Raw genomic sequence first — 17,634 nt, 5'->3', positions numbered from 1 at the left:
GGTCGCTGCGCTTGCGCCCCTCAGTCCCAGGAGTTGGCTGGCTGGTCGTTGATGGAGACCCAGAAGCGGTTGGTCGTGGGGAGCGTGCCGTACGCCCAGAAGCTCCAGCCGCTGGGGAAGACCCGGAGCGGGAAGCCGGGCGGGCGCGGGAGGCCGCCGCTGACCATGTACCACCCGTCGTGGAACTCGGCCATCCGCCAGCCCGCGCCGAAGCTTGCGGCGCAGAGCCTGTTCGCCTCGGTGGGGCCGGTCAGCGCCGAGCCGGATACCGGCGCGGTGAGCTGCACCCAGGCATCGGTCCAACCGGCGTACTGGCTGGTGGTGATGTCGGCGGGCTTCCTGGCGAACAACTCGGCCAGGGAGCCGGCGTTGCTGGGCAGCAGGCACAGCAGCGGCAGGCTCGCGCTGGCGGGCGTGTCGCCGTGGTACGGGTCGGTCTGCCCGCCGGTGCCCACCCGGATCACGTTGTCGGCGCGCTGCTCCAGGACCTGCCAGGTCATCCCGGCGTGGGTGGCGGGCGTGGCGGCGTACAGCAGCAGATTGGGGGAAAACGCGCCGATGTCGGACAGGACCCCCGGCGTGGCCCGGCTGGTGATCCAGTCCAGGACCAGGTAGTAGGGCGCGGCCGGCTGCGTCTGCAGGTACAGCGCGGCGGCGCCGGCCACGTGCGGGCTGGCCATCGAGGTGCCGGACTTGTTGGTGCCGGCGACCGTCGACGAGCTCGCCGCCGACGTGATGTCGACGCCGGGGGCGAACAGGTCGACGCATGGCCCGTGGTTGGAGAGGGAGTAACGGGCGTCCGTGATGGTGCTGGCCCCGACGGTGATCACCCTCGAGCCCCGGCCGGGAGACTTGGCACAGGCGGATCCGTTGTCGTTGCCCGCAGCCGCGACGTAGGTGACGCCGGAGTCGATCGAACGGTTGATCGCGTCGTCGAGCGGCTGGTAGGCGTTGACGCTGAGGCTCAGGTTGGCCACCGACGTCGCGGCGTGGTTGTCGGTGACCCAGTCGACCGCGGCGATGACGGCCGCCACCGAACCGTCGTTGATGCAGCCCATCACCCGCACCGAGACCAGGCTGACGGCCCTGGCCACACCGTACGTGGCGCCACCGATGGTGCCGGCGACGTGGGTGCCGTGGCCGGAGCAGTCGTTCGTGCCGTAGCCGTCGTTGACGAAGCTGACGCCCGGGGAGGCCCGCCCGCCGAACTCGGTGTGGTCGGTCCGGATGCCGGAGTCGATGACGTACACCGTGACGCCGGCACCGGTCAGGCGGTAGTCGTACCGGTTGTCCAGTGGCAGCTCGCGCTGGTCCACCCGGTCCAGCCCCCATACCGCGGGAGTCTGCGCGACCTGGGCGCTGGCGGCCTCGTCCAGGGTGGTCCGCACGTCGGGGCCACGTACGCCACGTCGGGGTCGTCCCGCACGGCCGCGAGTTGATCCGGCGTGAGCCGCGCGGCGAAGCCGTTCAGTGCGTTGTCGTACCGGTGCTCGATGGTGGCGCCCAGCGCCTGCGCCCGGGCCACGGCCGAGGCGGCCCGCGCGGTGCCGGGCGCCCCGGTCAGGACCACGACGTAGCTGCCCGGCACGGTGGGGTCGGACACGTCGAGCAGCGGCGCGGGCCGGCCGGCCGGGCGGCATCCGCGCCGGCCGCCGGTCCGGGCACGACCAGAGCCGCGGCCACGATCGCGAGGATGGAGGCGGCAGCTACGCCACCGCGCCGACGCCCATCACGAGCATCCACCATGGACAGTCTCCTATTCGGCGATGAACGGCTACCCGGCCGTCCGCAGCGGGCACGGCGACTTCGTCGGCTGCACCCCGCCGCCGCCCCCGGGTTCGGGTCGCAGGGCGGACCGTTCGGCAGCGGGATGATCTCCAGCTGACCGCTCGCGTTCGTCCGCATCTCGAACCAGGCGCCGGACGGATCCTGTACGTATTCACTGAACCCGGTGCCCGGGTTACCGGGGTTGCTGTTCGGCCAGCCGCCGCCGGTGGTGTGCCCCGTGCCACCCACGCCGATGTAGACGCCGTACAGGTAACCCTCCATGAACCAGCCCGGATCTCCCGGATCGCGGCCGATCGGCGGTTCGGTCAACGGGTTGCCGACGCTGTCGCTCCCGCCGGACCCGGGCGGGTCGCACAGGGCGCCACCGCGGGAAAACGCACACAGCTGCGCCAGGTTGAGGTTGAGCCAGTTCTCAAGCCGCTGGCCGACCAGGTAGTCGGACAGCGCGTACGCCTTCGGGTCGGTGATCACCGCGTCGAAATCCGGACCGCCCGGGAACAGGTCCGGGTACTGCTGTGCGGTCCACGTCGCGAGCGCCTTGCCCACCGCCACCGTGCCGAACTGGTTGTAGTGGAAGCTCTCCTGCGTGGCGTGCAACCGGTGGCCCTTTTGGAACTCGTCGGTGTGGATGACGAGCCCGTTGAAGTAGGAGTTCTGCTGGCCGAGCTCGTGGCCCGCGATGACGCTGGATCCGTTGGGGCCGGCCGTGTTGGGGTCGAAGATGCGCGGTTCCGGTGCGGCCGGGTAATCGCGGGCGAAGCGTGCCACCCCTTCGCGGATCGCCGCGTTGAGCGCCAGGCCGAAGCGGGCTATCTGGTCAAGCGCCGTTCCGTAGACGAACGGGATGTCCGCGTTGCCGGTGGGCTTCACCCCGTCGGGGTAGAGCATCACCGCGATGCGGGCGTTCGGCGCCCACTCCCACGTCTGGATGAGGGATGTGTAGATGTTCGCCGTGACCTGCGGCATCAGCGCGAGCATCTCGTCCACCTTGAGCCGGACCGCCTCGGTCTGCAGGCGGCGGCCCAGGTTCTCGTAGCCGGGCGGGCGGGGCCGCGGCTGCACGATGTCCTCGAGCGTGCCGACCAGCAGCCACTCGATCGCCACCTTGAATACGTCCGAGTACTGCGCGTCGTTGCCGCCGAACCCGAAGTAGATGAGGTCGCTGAGCCGGTCGATGCCGTCGAGCTGTTTCCAGTTACGCAGCATGCCGGTGTCGGGGTCCATCTGCTCGGTGTTCTTGAGGTGCTCCGTGCGTGCCCCGGACGAGGCGGCGAACTCGAAGCGGTCACCGCCCCAGTCGAACTCGAGCCGCGGCGAGTCCACCGTGTACGGCGTGCCGATGGGCCGGCGCTTCGCCATCAGGTAGAGCCAGGACAGATGGACCTGCGAATATGCCGTCTGATGGCGGAATTCCTCGGCGCCGGTGATGGTAGGCCGGTAGCGCCCCATGCCGGCGCCCTCGCCGACGGTGTAGCTGTCACCGACCCCACCCACCCTGATGGGCCGGAGCGCAGGGCTGGGGTGGGGTTGGACAGCGAGAAGCCGAGCGTCGGCGGCCGGCCGAGGGTGAACGTGGGTCGGGGCGGCAACGGGTCCGCGCCGGCCACACCCCCGGTGACGATCGCGCCCGCCGCCGTCGTGAGGACCGCGACAACCGCGGACAGCGCGCGGACCACGCGCCAGCGCCGCGGCGCGGACCGCGCCGGCGGCGGGGAAGAATTGGTTGGGCTGGTGCCGGGTCGGCTCGAGCGCAGCGGACGTTGCTCGTTCGGCATGGTGTTTCTCCCTCTGGCCAGGCCACACGGGGGTCGGCGGGCTCGAGCGACGCACCGAGTATGGCTGCATGATCGGCCGGCGAGCATCGGGAGACTCCCCTATGGACACCCTTAAAAAACGGGCCGTCTGGACGTGCCCGACCGGTGGGCGCACCACCTAACATGTGGTAGACCACGATCGATCTTCCGCTGACATCGGGGGCGGCGGTGGTGCGTACGAGACCGGATGCCCCCGCCACGAGCGGGTCGCAGGCGGCTGACATGTTCGGGCGGCGCGACGAGATCAGCCGGATCGAGGCGGCACTCGCCGAGCAGGCCGGCAACGGCTTCCTGGTGATAACGATCGACGGCGAGCCCGGGGTGGGCAAGACCCGGTTGCTGACCGAGCTGCTGGAGCGCGCCCGCCGCCACGGCCTCACCGTGCTGTCGGGCCGGGCCACCGAGTTCGAGCGGGTCGTGCCGTTCGGCACGTACGTCGACGCGCTGGCCCCGCTGACCGCCGGCTTCACCAGCGCGGCCCTGCGGACGCTACTCACCGCGGCCACCGGCCGGGTCCCGGCCGACGACCGGCTCGACCGATACCACACCTACCGCGGCATCCAGCAGATGCTCGGCCGGCTCGCCACGGAACGCGCCGCGGTGCTGGCGCTCGACGACCTGCACTGGTCCGACGAACCGTCGCTGGAGCTGACGGAGTACCTGCTGCGCCGCCCGCCGCCCGGACGTCTGGTGCTCGCCCTCACCAGCCGCACCGGCCTGACCCCGCCGCCCATCGCGGAGGCGGTCGCCTCGCTGGACCCACCGGCGATACGGCTCAATCTTCGGCCGCTGGACGAGGCCGCGTACGCGGCGATGTTGCCCCACGTCGACCCGGACCGGCGACGGCTGCTGCACCGGGCCAGCGCCGGCAACCCGCTCTATCTCAAGGCGTTGATGAGCGCAAAGGACCGGGTGCTGGCCCATCTCGCCGAGGGCGCGCCCGAGGCCGCCGAGCCGATCGAGGACGCGCTGCTCGCCGTGTTACGCCGCGAGCTGGACGGGCTCGGCTCGCGGGCTCGGCTGATGGCCGGCGCCGCGGCCGTCGCGGGCGCGCAGGCCTCGCTCGACCTGGTCGCCCACATCGCGGAGGTGGATGACGGCCGCGCGGTCACCGCGTTCGACGAGCTGTCCGACCGGGCCGTGGGCACGGTCACCGGCGCGCGGTTCACGTTCCGGCATCCGCTGCTGCGCGCGGCCGCGTACTGGACGGCCGGGCCGGGCTGGCGGATCGCCGCGCACGCCCGCGCGGCCGAATACCTGAGACTGCGCGACGGGCCGGTGGCCCTGGTCGCCCACCACACCGAACGATGCGCCCGATACGGCGACGAGCAGGCCGCGCGGACGCTCGGCGACGCCGGCGTCGGCTACCTGGACACCGCCCCATCCACCGCGGTCCGCCTCCTGCGGGAGGCGTTGCGCATACTGCCGGACCGCGCCGGCCTGGTCCCGTACCGCTGCTCATTGCTCGTCGCGCTCGCCCGCGGCACCGGTGTCGCGGGTGACCTGGCCGAGAGCCGGCGGCTGCTGCACGAGATCATGCAGACGCGGGACCAGGCCCGAGCCGCGGCGATCGCGTTCTCGTCCGTCATCTCGCGGCTTCTCGGCCAGTACGACGAGGCCAGGGCGCTACTCACCGCCGAGCTGCGCCGGCCCGGACAGCAGCGGCGAGTACGGGCCCAGCTCCGGGCCGAGGCCGCCGCCACCGCCGTGCTCTGCGGTGACCCGCAGGACGGCCTGCACCAGGCGACCGAGGCGATCCGGCTGGTCTCCGGGACCGAGGACCCCGCACTGGCCGCGGCGGCGCACGCGCTGCGGGCCCTGGCCCACCTGCAGACCGGCCAGATCACCGACGCCCGAACGCACAGCGAACGCGCCGGCTGGCTGGTGGACAGCGGGCCGGACGCCGCGCTGCTGCCCCATGTCGAGCTGGTCGCGCCGCTGGCCTGGGCGCACACCTCCCTCGAACGCCACGACGACGCCGCCCGCCACCTCGCCCGGGGGATAGATCTGGCGACCCGCGCCGGCCGCAGCCACGCCCTGCCCTATCTGCTGATCGTGCAGGCCACGCTGTGGGTGCGGCTGGGCCGCCTGGCCGACGCGGTCGAAACCGCCGAACACGCCGCCGAAGCGTCGCGGCACATCAGGAGCACCGAGACCCTGGCCATGTCGCAGGCCGTGCTGCTGCTGCCAACACTGTGGCGGCACGGGACCGACGCGGCGCTCACGGTGGCCGGTGAGGTGTCCGCGCGCCGGCCACGGTCGGCCTGGTGGTCCGGGCTGGCGCGGCTGGACCTGGCCCGCGTGTACCTGGCGGCCGGTCGCATCGAAGACTGCCACGCGGAGTGTGACCTGCTCGACGTACGGCCCACGGCACGCCCGTGGCCCACCGACATGGAGGTGCGCCTGCTCGCGCTGCGGGCGGTCGCCGCCGCGGCGGCCGGCCACCAGCCCGCCGCTCGGGAGCAGTCCGCGGACGCTCTTTCCCAAGCGCGCACGACGGGCCTCGCCTACCCGCTCGGCACGGCACACGAGGCGCACGCGCGCGTGCTCGCACGAGACGACCCGCACGGCGCGACGGAGTCGGCCCGCGCGGCGGCCGGCCACTACGCCACGGCGGGCGCGCTCGTCGATCGCGGACTGACCCACCAGCTCCTCGCCGAGATCTCCGCCTCGCTCGGCGAGGTGGAGGCGACCCACGCCGAGCTCGGCCGGGCGAAGGTGGCGTACCAGGCAGCCGGGGCAACCTGGCTGTCTCGGCAACTGGCCCGGGTACAACTTCGGCTCGCCGCTCGGGTCCGCCGGCCAGCCGGCGCCCGCCGGTCCGAGCTGACAGCCCGGGAACGGCAAGTCGCCGACCTGATCGTCCGAGGGCTGACCAATCGGGAGATCGCCGAACGCCTGCATCTGAGCCCGAAGACCGTGGAAGCTCACGTATCCCGCGTCTTCAGCAAGCTCGACGTGCGCTCCCGGATCGCCCTCGCCAGCCGCCTGATCGGCCACGATGCACCAGCCGACCTGGAGAAACCGGACGCCTGACGCTCGTACAGAAGGTCTGAACGTCAGTGGACACCGCACTAGCCGGAGCGACAGCCCGCGCCCTGGTCGCGGCACGGGCGGGTGTCCCGGTAGCCGCAGGCGCGGTGCGGTGCAGCGCGACGATCGTTAGCGGGAATCGATTCCGGAAGTACAACGTCCGCAATGAGTTCTAGGGTGCCGACATGACCGGGTAATGACCACCCCTTGGGAGGAGCGCGGGTGCGATCTCGAACGAACGGCATGTGGTGGGGAACCGCTATCGAGGCGCCTGACCCCGGCGCGTTGGCGAGGTTCTACTCCGAGCTGCTCGGGTGGCCCATCGGTCACGAGGGGCCGGGCACGACGGTCCTCGCCGCTCCCGAGGGGTCCATCTATGTCGTGTTCCAACAGGCGACCGGTTACCAGGCCCCCGTGTGGCCACCAGTCGACGGGCAGCAGCGCCCGATGATGCACTTCGACTTCCAGGTCGCAGACCTCGACTCCGCCGTCGCCGAGGCCGTCGCCCTCGGAGCCTCGATCGCCACCCACCAGCCGCAGGACAATATCCGGGTGCTCTTCGACCCGGCCGGCCACCCGTTCTGCCTCTGCCGCGACGACGGCTGATCGCGCGACCGCTCATCGGCAAGACAGGACGGCGAGATAGGACGGCGTGGCCGTGTTTGCGGATGCCGACCACGCCGCCAAACAAGACCGTGGAGCAGACCCCGACAGCATCCGGTCACGCCGCGATCCGGACACGCAGGCCGCCGACGCGTCCGTCGCCGGTCCGTACGTCTACCCGCTGTGCCTCAACGCCCGGTCGTGCCGAAGTTCGCGCGTCCGGCTTGGCAGAATGTCGAGTCGGCGGTTGGCGGCGGTTTAGTTTGCTGATCGAATGACCTGGTCGGTCAAAGTTGCCGCGCAGATGACGGGGAGGATCGCCCGTGGTGAAACAGGCTCCGCAGCGACGTGGTGGGTGGCGTCCACCGGGGTGGCGTCGCAATCCCAAGGCGTACGGCTTGTCCGTCGCGGGTGGTGTGCTGATCCTGGTCGGGTTGGCGGTCTTCGACATGCTATGGCTGGTGCTGGTCGGTTTTGGTTTGACGCTCGCCGGATTGTTGGTCGCCCGGCGTAGCTGACCGCCGCGAACGCTACTGTCCGTGCTGCCGCGCACTATCGTGCCGCTGACGGCGTGTCGTGTCGTGGGGTCAGGCCAGGTAGCCGACCTGGTAGGTCAGGGTCAGGCTGTTGTTGTTCTCGTCGTACTCGGTCCACCCGTAGGTGTCGGCGTAGGTAGTCAAGGTGTGGCTTCCTACGGTGCGTGGAGCCTGGAAGGCGACGGTGAACTGGCTGGTCGTGCCGTTCGGGATGCTCTCGGTGTGGCACACCAGGCCGTTGCCGAGGTAGCCGTAACAACGGAACGGGGCGCCGGTGAAGGCGTAGCCGGTGTAGTCGGCCCTGGCGACCGGGTACTCCTCCGGCGAACTGGGCTGGAAGACGACGTACACGTCGCCGGAGTCGGGGCCGAGCCCTGGCGTGGGCACGCTGGCTCCGCCGGTACGCCAGCCGGTGTTGGTCACCCGCACCGTGTAGTAATGGGTGCTGCCCGGGAAGACCGGAATTGACGGATCCGTCCATGCCGTGATCGTGATGTCCGCGTAGTACCGATAGCAGTTGACGCCGGTGCACGGTGCGGCGGCTGCCCGGCTGGCGGGGAAGACGGCCAAGATGAGCACGAGGCTGGCGGGCAACAAGCGCCTGAGCCAACGTCTACCAGACATGTCCTGACGCTAGGCGAAGATCCTTGATCAACCAGAACGTCAGCCGTGAACCCGACAGTGCCGTAACGGCCGTCATCCTCCACAAGATCATGCACCCTTAACCGTCAAAACGGTCAAGAGTCGAGGATCGCGGCCGTTCACGTCCCTTCTCATACGGTGAATGACCGAACATGCCGAAGACAGCACGTTCCGTCCGGGCCGCATCTGGTCGAGAATCGTCGACATGGATGGAGTTACGGTCGGTGCGGTAATCCTGCCCCTTGTTGGAGTGGCGCTGGGAACCGCGGGAACGCTGACAGGCCAGTACCTCGCAACCCGAGGAGAGTCCAGACGACACGCCGACCAACGCGCGGCAGCGGCTCGGGCCGAGCGCAAGGAGGCAATCGTAAACTTTCTTGACGCCGCTCAGCGAGTAGAGCAGGTTGCGGGCGATCGAATGAATCGTGCCTCGTCCGATGACACGCCCCTGCACGATCTTCTGAATGCCTTGTGGCTCTCCAAGAAGCTGCTTGAACTGGTCTGCAGCTTCCGCTTGGCTTCGGTCGCGCACAAATACACGTCGACCCTTCACACCTTGGCGACATCATCGACAGGTGGATCATCAGCCAGGCAAAAGGAGTACCGTGCCGAGTTCATGGAGGCGGCACGAAATGAACTCGGAATCGACGGACCTCGTCTCTACCCGGCCACCGATACAGACGGCAGATCAGACCACCACCTGTCAACTCCGCGACGCTCATCTTGAGATAGCCACTCAACCCGATTTGAACCAGGAGGCACTGACCTGCCGCCCGACCCGGCGGTCACTCAAGTGCTGAAACCCAGTACGTCTACTCGGAAGCATTCACGCGTCGCGGCTAGTGTCGCGTGTCAGCCCTCGGCTGTCGTCTGGAAGGTGAACGGTAGGCAGTCGTTGTACCTCTCCACTACCGCGAAGGCCACGCTGCCCCACTGCATGCCTTCATTGATGTGTTCGATCCACGCGGCGTCGGCTACCTCGACATGCAGCAATGCCGAGGGCATTAAACCCCCGTCTGCTCCATCGCATGGACCGCCCTAACGAAGCCTCGCGCATACCTCTGCTGCCAGGACTTGTCCAACAGGAGCATGAGCGATGCGCGCCTGAGCTGCTCTGGCGATGCAGATGGGGTCCGGGGTTGACACAATCTTGGCGTGAGGGAGCCTGTGGGGGCCGGCGTTCCGTACCGATGGGATCTTGTGACGCCTGCTCAGCTGGGCTCGTTGCTGGCCGATACGGTACGGCCGGATCTGTGGTTCCTTGATGATCTTGTTGGTTGTGCGGGCAAGGTGCTCGCTCGCAGCGACGACGGTGACCTGTTCTTCGTAGGTCGTTCGCTGGACTCAATGTTCGACCTGCTCAGCGGCGCGCTGGCAGACGATGTGTCTGGGCCGCAGACGTTCCGCCTACCGTTCTCGTTCCAACGCCCCGCGGTGCGGGTCGGATCCTGGCGGTGGCGTCGACGCCCGCTGACTGGCGGCGAGCAGCTGACGGCACGTCGAGTGCTCGGCGAACTTGGTTTGGCTCCGTCGTTGCTGGCACGGCGGGATCGCCCCGCCACGTTCGTGGATGTGGTCGACGCCGGCTCGACCTTCGGCGAACTGCTCGGGGTGCTGGCCGCCTGGATCGAACAGGAGCGGGAAACGTGGCCGGTGATCCGACGCAAGCTGCGGTTCGTGGGAGTGACCAGCCGTCGCAAGACCAGCCCGAACACGTTCCGCTGGCAGCAGCACGCAGACTGGACTGACCGCCTGCCGGCCAGATCGGTGGTCAACGTGTCCCTCGACTCCACGGTCTGGTCCTACCTCGGCAACACCCAGACCAAGCTGACCCGCTCGTACCGGCCGGAACGGTGGCTGGCCGAGGCTGACGGCCCCGATCGGGACGAAAAGACCCGCCAAGCCCTCGCCGAAGCGGTGGCGATCGTGGCCCACGGCCGCAGCACAGCAGGGCGCAGAGCGTTAGCCCGGTCGATCGACGGCGAACCAGCCCTGAGCCAAGCCTGGCTCCGATCCATCGTCACGCGCCTGAACCGCGCAGGCGAACCATCCTAATTTGCCGATGTGAGTGCGTGCGTCGCATGAATCCTGCGCCGTGGGTCGGCGTCAGGGGAGTTTGTTCATAATTTCCCCAAGCTGGTCGGCGGTGAACGCGCGCAGCGTCGTTGTCCGGACGTTGCCCTGCCCGCCTAGAGCCAGAAGGAAGGCCGTGCCGGTCTCGTCGTCGGGGAAGTCGGCGACCGCGACGATGTGGGTGGCGGCCTCGCTGGCTGTCCTGAGGTGTAGTGCTCCACCGGAGCGTCATAGCCAACGTGCGCGACGGCATACCCTCGGCGCGAAGCACACGTTAGACACCGCTGACGGCGCTCTGTCATGCCGAGTTGAGTGCACGCTCGATCTCGCCGACGAACCTCAGTGCTCTGAGCCGCACCACGCCCCAATTCTCGGGCCCCTACTTAAGCCTTGCCGAGGGATATCTGGCCCACTACCGTACGGAGGATGGCTCAACGTCCCGCCGGCTTTACGTGGAACGGCTTCAGGACTTCGCCGACTCCGGAGTTGCGCTGGCGCAAATCAAAGAAGCTATGTATCAGATCGGCTACAACAAGCACGCACTCCACCAGCTTGACCGGTGGGAGTCCAAACGCACGACCGGGCGCTTCGGTAGGTGACGGCGACGCGTCCGTATCTGCGCCAGCCGTGTCTGTTAAGCAGCCGGGGCCATCACGGTCGTAGCCGCCGTCAGGCTGAGTGGGCATCCTGAACTGCCGATGAGCGGAACGCCCGCTCCGGCCAGATTGACAATTGGCCGACGCGAAAGCATTCTCTCCGTGGCACCACCTTCAACGACGGTGCCTGGATCAAATTTTGTGAGTGGTGGAGGGCAATGAGTAGCGAGGATTCGGCCGCAAGGCGGGTTCGGTTCTACGGCGCCGCAGACCTTGCGACGTACTTGCGGTAACTCTCTGCGGCCACAGCTATTTGACTGACCCCCAGCAGTAGAAACCTCTGCGCGGCAACAAGCACCTCATTGAAGGACAGTGAAGCCGAGTCGCCAGACACAGGGAGCGAGAAACTGCTTTCATGGCCGCTGGCACCTGTCGGACCGACGTCCCCATTCGACGACCTGCCGAGGGTCCAGACCTGCACACCTGGAACGAGTTTGCCGCCTGACCTGTCCCTTGTCCACTGAGCGCTGCGGGTTCCGCAACCTAGTTAGCACTCGGACCAGCGGCTATTCGCGGAATGTCGTACCCCCTGGCTATCGTCGCCGCGCACGCACCCCCGATCCAGAAAGGTGCCCGCGTTGAGTGCCAACACGACCGACGCCGAATCACCGGTGGCGTACCGCCCAGGGTCTGCCGAGTACGACGAGCACCGTGCCGGCTTCCAGTTGCGGGAGCGACATCAGCCAGCCCACGTGGTGGCGGCACGGGCTGCCGGCGACGTCGTGGCGGCCGTCCGGCACGCCGCGGAGTCATGTATGCCGATCGCGGTCCAGGCCACCGGACATGGACTCGCCAACCCGCTCGCCGGTGAAGGTGTATTGGTGTCGACGCGAAGGATGGACAGCGTCGATGTCGACCCCGGTGCCGGCACCGCATGGGTGGGCGCTGGAGCGCGGTGGCGCGACGTGATCGAGGCCGCCGCACGCTACGATCTGGCACCGCTGTCTGGGAGCATGCCCGGTGTCGGCGCTGTCTCCTACACGCTCGGCGGCGGCATCGGGCTGATGGCTCGTCGCTACGGCTTCGCCGCGGACCATGTCACGCGCTTGGAGTTGGTCACCGTCGACGGCTCCCTGCTGACGGTTTCGGAACACGAGGAGCCGGACCTGTTCTGGGCGCTCCGCGGCGGTGGCGGGAGCTTCGGCATCGTGACCGCGCTGGAGATGGCTTTGATGCCGGTCGCCAGGCTGGTCGGGGGCGGTCTGATGTTCGACCTGGGCGAGACGCCGGACGTGGTCTCAACCTGGTTGCATTGGACGGCGACAATGCCCTCGGAGATGACCTCGGCGATGACCACGCTTGAAGTTTCTAAGCGGCACATGGCCCATGTCCAGATCGCCTACCTGGGTTCGGCTGCGGAGGCAGACGAGTTGGTGGCCCCGTTGCGGGCGTTGAAACCTGCGTACGACGGTTTGCAGGAGATCCCGTACCGGCGGTCCGACACCGTCTTCAGCGAACCGGATCAGCCGCATGCGTATGTCGGCGACAACGTCTTGTTGCGGGCGATCGACGAGGAACGCCTCCGCGACGCCATCGCCGCGTCGGCGCCAGGCCGGTCGGTTCGCTCCATCATTTCGGTTCGTCATCTCGGTGGGGCGCTGTCCACTCCGCCGAGGGTGCCGAACGCAGTCAGCCACCGCGAGGCGATGTACCTGCTGTGTGTGGTAGCCCCGACAACCAAGTCGAACGCGGCAAGTGCGCGGGCGCTGCAGGATGAACTGTTGGCCAGCTGGTCCGGGAGCGCCGTAGGCAGCTCGCCGAACTTCACTTTCGGACGACCCGACCAACGCACCGCCGCAGCACTGTTCGACGCCGAGCGTCGTGACCGATTGCTGCAGCTGGCCCGTAAGTACGACCCCGCCGGACTGTTGCACCCCAGCTTCGTCATCGCCTGAGCACCTCCTACGAAAGGCTCAGCTTGCCAAGCATCGAAGGTGGTTCGCTGGTCTGATCGTCTTCCAGCAAGATACGACAAACGCCCAAACCCAGCTCGCCCGGGCACATGCAATCCTCGAGCAAATCGGCGCAGCGCAGAGACAGCAGATAGCCGTCGAACTAGCCGAACCGTGAACGCAGCAGCGCGGTCACCCAGCCGCGGTCCGCGTGGACGGCCGCAGGAGGCCAATCTCGTCATAGTGATGCAGCGTGCGGACGGTTCGCGACGTGAGGGATAAGCGCTTCACAGTTCGGTGCAGATGTTCCGTTCGGAACCGTGGTAGATCGTCACCCTCTTGTAGGAGTTGGCGTCGAACGCGACCGTGTAGACGCCGTCGAAGACCCACATCCCGCGCGGGTGGTCGCCGCCGCCCTCCCGGAAGCCGAACCCGGCGGGGCCTACGGCGTACCAGGTGGAGTTCCTGGTCGGCGTGCCGCCCGGCTGGACCACCACCAGTCCGCTGCCGCTCGCGTTCACGTCCACGTAGGCACCGGTCGCCGTGTTCGTGACCCGTACGACGAGGTCACCCACGAACGCCTGCCGCTTCGGCGAGCCGTCCGGATGGGTGGCCAGTACCCGGGTGCGTACCTCGTCGACGAGCGGCTCGCTGTGCATCGGGAAGTCGCACAACACGCCCGCCGGCACGTCGACCGGCGCGGACGGCGCCGGCACCCACCCGCCGCCGGTCGCGGCCCGAGCCGGAGCCGGAGCGACGACGACCGCCACGACGGCGGCAAACAGAACAACCATCAATCGACGCATGGCCATAAGTATGGCGTAGCTACCTGACCACAGGCTCACCATTGAACGGCCGCGCAGTCACCGGCGCCACTTGCGCAGATAGCCCTCGAAATCCCACGTCGTGAGGAAGTCGTTGGCGGCCGCCCGCCCCTGAGCGTACAGCTTCTCGCGGATGCTCTCGGAGAGGTCGAAGTCGGTGGACCGCACGCCGTCGGTGGGCACGAACATCGTGCGTGCGCAGACCGCCGGGTCGTCGAGGTAGAGGCGGTCGTGCGCGTTCATCATGGTCGCCATCAGCGCCTTGCCCAAGCCGATCGGACCGCGTACCGGCGCCCATGTGCTGTCCCACAGGCCGTCCGGTGGCCTGGCCGACAGCTTGACGCCGAACGTGGGCCAGCGCGGCGTCCCCTCGGCGCGGTCGAAGATGTTGATCGGGTAGTTGGACAGCATCCCGCCGTCGGTGCAGATCGCCGTCTTGCCCCCGCGCGGCAGCCGGAGCCGGTACGGCCGGAAGAAGAACGGGATCGACGACGAGGCGCGTACCGCGTCGGCCACCGGCTGCTCGTCGGGATCCAGGCCGTACCGCGCGTAGTCCCACGGCAGGCGCACCATCCGCCCGTTCGTGGCGTCCGACACGATGACCACCAGCCCGTACTGCTGCTCGGGCGGCAGGTCGCTGCCGGGATCGCGCAGCCGAAGGTCGCCGAACGTGCGCACCCCCAGGCTGGCCAGCTGCGCGGCGATCCACCCGCGCAGGTGGTCGCCCCGGTAGCGGCCGAGCTGGGTGAGCAGCGAGAGCCCCCGCCCGAGCGCGCCGAACGGCGGCCCGTCCTGGAAACGGCGGTAGTCGAGGTCGCGCATGACGTCGACCATCTGCGACACCGGCATGCCGGCGGCCACCAGTGCGCCCACGATGGACCCCGCCGAGGTGCCGGCCACCCGGCCGGGCCTGCCGAAGCGGTATCCGGCCTCGTACAGCGCCGACACCGCGCCCACCAGGCCGATGCCCTTGACCCCGCCGCCTTCGAGCACGAGGTCGGCGTTCCGTTCCGTTGTCTCCATTGGGATCCCCCTCGGGTGCGCCAGGTTCGGCGTCTTGAAGGAGAGATCCACCGTGGGCGGGCCGTGATACCCCCGGTCAGGTGACAATCCACGCGGTGGCGAACCGGCCGCCCTGCAGCGTGCACTCCAGCCGGATCGGCCCGCGGCGCCCCGCCGGGAAGCTGAAGCAGCCGACCTCGTCGGCGATGGTCTCCGCCTCCGCCCCGGCGATGCTCACCAGCCGCACGACGCCCGGCTCCGGTGGCACGAGTTGCCCCTCGATGCCCGTCTCGCTGAGCTCGATCTCGACGTTCAGCGGGCCGCGTCCGAACACGAGCGTGCGTGGTACGCCGGTCAGCGGGCCGCGTACGAGCGCACTCTGGTCGAGGTCGGAGTCGTAGAGCAGCGCGGCCAGTTCCACGTCGGCGTCGGCGGTCCCCCACCGGTACGCCGCCGTTGCCGAGTCAATGACCTGCTGCTCGGTCGGGTCGGGCCACAGGGCCTCCCGCAGGTCGCGCATGAGCTCGTCATCGTCATTCCAGTTCCGCGAGGGCATGCCGGGCACCTCCTGTCCGTGCGGCCTTCCCGTTCGTCTGAAGGTAGGTCTTGACGGCCGCCGTTTCGCGCAGCTTGTCGAGGGCTCGGCTGCGGGTCGGCCCGATGCTGCCGATGGGTATGCCGAGGATGCGGCTGATCTCGGCGTAGGGGCAGGGCGGGTCGGCGGCCAACAGCACGAGCAGCTCTCGGTGTTGCGGGCTCAGCTCGGCCAGCGCGGCGCGCAGCACCTGGACCCGCTCGGCCGCCAGCAGCTCTTCGTCGACGTCGTGTGCGTCGACGCTGAGCTGGGTCATCGCCGCCGGGTCGACCGACACGCTGCGGCTGTTCACCCGCAGGTACCGCTGGCACTCGTGCCGGGTGGTGGTGACCAGCCAGCCGGGCAGCGCGGCGGGCTCGCGGATCTGCGCGAGGTGCTCGATCAGGTGGAGCCACACGAGCTGACTGACGTCCTGAGCGTCAGCTGTCGAGAGCCGGTATCGCCAGATAACGCCCGCGACCAGGCCGGCGTGCCGGCGCACCAGCTCGTTCCAGGCCCCTTCGTCGCCGTTGACGCTGGCCCGGACGAGCGTGGCCAGGTCGTCGGTCGGCACGGTTCCCATGACATCCCCCTTCGCCGGAGGATCTGGCGGCAGAGCCGGTCTTTGCTCGACAAAGACCGGCCGCCGCGGCGCTGATACCCGCCCCGGGGGAACCGTTCCACTTCAGCGTACGCCTTCCAGGATCCGCATTCCGCGCCCGAACTTCGATATCGCCAGGCCGCGTTCGGCGAGTAGGTCGGTCGCCTCCCGCGGCGGCATCTCCAGTTCCTGGCAGATCCTGGCGATCGCGCCCGCGATCTGCGGCGCCGCGAACGATGTGCCGCTCCACAGTGCCCACGCGTCCTCGGGGAACGACTCGGGCTCCCGGTCGAACACCGGGGACTCGTTTCCGGGGACGAACGTGGATCGGATCCCCTCGGCCACGGCGGAGAACCGGACGTGGTCGCCGTGGCTGGACCAGCGCGACGGTTGCAGCTCGGCGGTCAGCCCGGCCACCGCCTCGACGCCGGCCAGCGACCCGGGCCAGCACGGGTCCTCGTCGCCGAAGTTGCCGGCCGCCGCCACGATCACGGTCTGGCCGCCCGAGTCCGCGTGGATATGGGCGACCGCGCCGGCGAGGCCGGGCGGTGGCTCGTCGTCGGGCGTCCGGATGCCGAGCGACAGGTTGATGATGCGCGCCCCGTCCGCGTACGCCCGCCGCAGCGCGGCCGCGATGTCGGCGTCGGTCGCGAACCCATCGCTGTCGGCGGCCCGGTAGACCCGGATGTCCGCGCCCGGCGCCACCCGCTGCACGATGCCGGCGACGAAGGTGCCGTGCCCCGCCTGGAAGTCGAGGAATCCGTCGCGGCCACACGGGAAGGCGTCGAGAAGGTCGACGTTGTCGGCGTCGCGGGGCACCGCGTCGAGCCACCCGTCGCCGCGACGGGACGCCGGAATGCCCGTGTCGATCACGGCCACCCGCGGGCCCGGCTGACGGTCGCCGGTCGGCGCCGCGAACGCGCCGGGCCCGTCGACCGGCTCCGGACCGCCGGTCCCCTTGCCCACGGCCGCCATGGCGCCGACCGCGTGGAACCAGCCGGCCCCGCCTTCGCGCCGGAACTCGTCGATCGTCTCGCGCACCCGCGCCTGGAACGCGCCGCCGTGCCGCAGTACCCGCAGCCCGCCGCGCTCGGCCACCTGGTCGAAGCCGCGGGCCTTCACGACCGCGTTCACCTCGGGGCTGGCGAACGAGTCGGCCGGCATCACGATCTCGCCGCGGGCGATCAGGCTGCCCCCCGCGCCGCCACGCTTGCGCGGCAGCACCTCGATCTGCGCCAGGTCCTGCCGGCCGCTGCGGCGGCCGCGCAGGATGCCCAGGAGCTCAGGCGCGCGCGGTGACGACCCGACCGAATTCAGCTCGGCGAGCTGACGCGCCACAATTTCGCGAAGGTGGGCCGCGTATTTCCCATAGGATTCCGGATAGTCACCCTCGAAAGCCTCGCCCGCTGGGGCATTCCACAGATCCATGTCCATCACCCGCTTCTTTCATAGGCGACGCGGAAGTTTGAACCGTTGATTGAAATAGAGCCCGCCGCAGACCTCGTAATACACGCTAGGCAGATACACGAGGGCGTCGTAGCAGATCCGCAGCGTTACCACCCGATCGCGGCAGATCTGGTAGGGCGGGCGCGGCGC

The 17,634-nt window shown here is 69.2% G+C and carries 16 protein-coding genes; 4 read left to right on the top strand and 12 right to left on the bottom strand.

What is annotated here, in order from left to right; translation table 11 throughout:
• Nucleotides 1-20: 20 nt before the first annotated feature.
• The 3 genes from Prum_RS43150 to Prum_RS43145 are packed head-to-tail and all read right to left on the bottom strand — an operon-like array spanning nucleotide 21 to nucleotide 3,282.
• Nucleotides 21-1,316 carry a S8 family peptidase gene (locus Prum_RS43150; RefSeq protein WP_281369150.1) on the bottom strand — a complete coding sequence of 432 codons (1,296 nt, stop codon included), beginning with the start codon at nucleotides 1,314-1,316 and terminating at the stop codon, nucleotides 21-23.
• Complete coding sequence (locus tag Prum_RS52980) at nucleotides 1,268-1,603, bottom strand: protease inhibitor I9 family protein (protein ID WP_246278493.1); 336 nt, start codon at nucleotides 1,601-1,603, stop codon at nucleotides 1,268-1,270. Before Prum_RS52980 ends, Prum_RS43150 begins: the two co-directional genes overlap by 49 nt.
• Entirely contained in the window at nucleotides 1,561-3,282 is a 1,722-nt protein-coding gene (locus tag Prum_RS43145; protein WP_173083115.1) for an SGNH/GDSL hydrolase family protein, read from the bottom strand. The genes Prum_RS52980 and Prum_RS43145 overlap by 43 nt, the downstream gene beginning before the upstream one ends.
• A gap of 542 nt (nucleotides 3,283-3,824) precedes the next feature.
• On the opposite strand from Prum_RS43145, the gene Prum_RS43140 reads away from it, so the two are divergent.
• Together Prum_RS43140 and Prum_RS43135 are read left to right on the top strand one after the other, a co-directional pair.
• Nucleotides 3,825-6,638 (top strand): ATP-binding protein, encoded by a 2,814-nt coding sequence (locus Prum_RS43140; protein WP_173083113.1) that lies wholly within the window; start codon nucleotides 3,825-3,827, stop codon nucleotides 6,636-6,638.
• A gap of 240 nt (nucleotides 6,639-6,878) precedes the next feature.
• Nucleotides 6,879-7,241 carry a VOC family protein gene (locus Prum_RS43135; protein WP_173084813.1) on the top strand — a complete coding sequence of 121 codons (363 nt, stop codon included), beginning with the start codon at nucleotides 6,879-6,881 and terminating at the stop codon, nucleotides 7,239-7,241.
• A 584-nt stretch (nucleotides 7,242-7,825) separates the two neighbouring features.
• Here the strand turns inward: Prum_RS43135 and Prum_RS43130 are convergent.
• Entirely contained in the window at nucleotides 7,826-8,398 is a 573-nt protein-coding gene (locus Prum_RS43130) for a hypothetical protein (protein ID WP_173083111.1), read from the bottom strand.
• A 97-nt stretch (nucleotides 8,399-8,495) separates the two neighbouring features.
• Nucleotides 8,496-8,948 carry a hypothetical protein gene (locus Prum_RS43125; protein WP_173083109.1) on the bottom strand — a complete coding sequence of 151 codons (453 nt, stop codon included), beginning with the start codon at nucleotides 8,946-8,948 and terminating at the stop codon, nucleotides 8,496-8,498.
• A gap of 623 nt (nucleotides 8,949-9,571) precedes the next feature.
• Here Prum_RS43125 and Prum_RS52975 point away from each other — a divergent pair.
• Nucleotides 9,572-10,471: a hypothetical protein gene (locus Prum_RS52975; protein ID WP_246278492.1), complete on the top strand. Its 900-nt coding sequence runs from the start codon at nucleotides 9,572-9,574 to the stop codon at nucleotides 10,469-10,471.
• Nucleotides 10,472-10,522: 51 nt separating this feature from the next.
• Here Prum_RS52975 and Prum_RS55525 read toward each other — a convergent pair whose 3' ends face one another.
• On the bottom strand, nucleotides 10,523-10,666 hold the full coding sequence (locus Prum_RS55525) for a GYD domain-containing protein (RefSeq protein WP_173084809.1): 144 nt from the start codon (nucleotides 10,664-10,666) through the stop codon (nucleotides 10,523-10,525).
• A gap of 1,084 nt (nucleotides 10,667-11,750) precedes the next feature.
• Nucleotides 11,751-11,885 (bottom strand): hypothetical protein, encoded by a 135-nt coding sequence (locus Prum_RS54185; RefSeq protein ID WP_281369153.1) that lies wholly within the window; start codon nucleotides 11,883-11,885, stop codon nucleotides 11,751-11,753.
• Here Prum_RS54185 and Prum_RS43110 point away from each other — a divergent pair.
• Nucleotides 11,838-13,040 carry an FAD-binding oxidoreductase gene (locus Prum_RS43110; RefSeq protein ID WP_173084807.1) on the top strand — a complete coding sequence of 401 codons (1,203 nt, stop codon included), beginning with the start codon at nucleotides 11,838-11,840 and terminating at the stop codon, nucleotides 13,038-13,040. The genes Prum_RS54185 and Prum_RS43110 overlap by 48 nt on opposite strands.
• A 284-nt stretch (nucleotides 13,041-13,324) precedes the next feature.
• Here the strand turns inward: Prum_RS43110 and Prum_RS43100 are convergent, their stop codons facing one another.
• From Prum_RS43100 to Prum_RS43080, 5 genes are all read right to left on the bottom strand, one after another.
• On the bottom strand, nucleotides 13,325-13,831 hold the full coding sequence (locus tag Prum_RS43100; protein ID WP_218577648.1) for a hypothetical protein: 507 nt from the start codon (nucleotides 13,829-13,831) through the stop codon (nucleotides 13,325-13,327).
• A gap of 69 nt (nucleotides 13,832-13,900) precedes the next feature.
• Nucleotides 13,901-14,884: a patatin-like phospholipase family protein gene (locus Prum_RS43095; RefSeq protein WP_173083105.1), complete on the bottom strand. Its 984-nt coding sequence runs from the start codon at nucleotides 14,882-14,884 to the stop codon at nucleotides 13,901-13,903.
• Nucleotides 14,885-14,960: 76 nt separating this feature from the next.
• A complete protein-coding gene (locus tag Prum_RS43090) occupies nucleotides 14,961-15,419 on the bottom strand; it encodes a hypothetical protein (RefSeq protein ID WP_173083103.1) in 459 nt (152 codons plus the stop codon).
• The gene (locus Prum_RS43085) at nucleotides 15,397-16,020 is read right to left on the bottom strand and encodes an RNA polymerase sigma factor (RefSeq protein ID WP_173083101.1); all 624 of its coding nucleotides are present in this window, start codon (nucleotides 16,018-16,020) and stop codon (nucleotides 15,397-15,399) included. Before Prum_RS43085 ends, Prum_RS43090 begins: the two co-directional genes overlap by 23 nt.
• Before the next feature lie 102 nt (nucleotides 16,021-16,122).
• Entirely contained in the window at nucleotides 16,123-17,376 is a 1,254-nt protein-coding gene (locus tag Prum_RS43080) for a S8 family peptidase (RefSeq protein ID WP_173083099.1), read from the bottom strand.
• Nucleotides 17,377-17,634: the final 258 nt, after the last annotated feature.

It is taken from the genome of Phytohabitans rumicis (assembly GCF_011764445.1).
Taxonomy (GTDB): Bacteria; Actinomycetota; Actinomycetes; order Mycobacteriales; family Micromonosporaceae; genus Phytohabitans; species Phytohabitans rumicis.
Note: the sequence above shows the minus strand (reverse complement) of the source record. Positions and strands in the feature narration are given on the sequence as shown.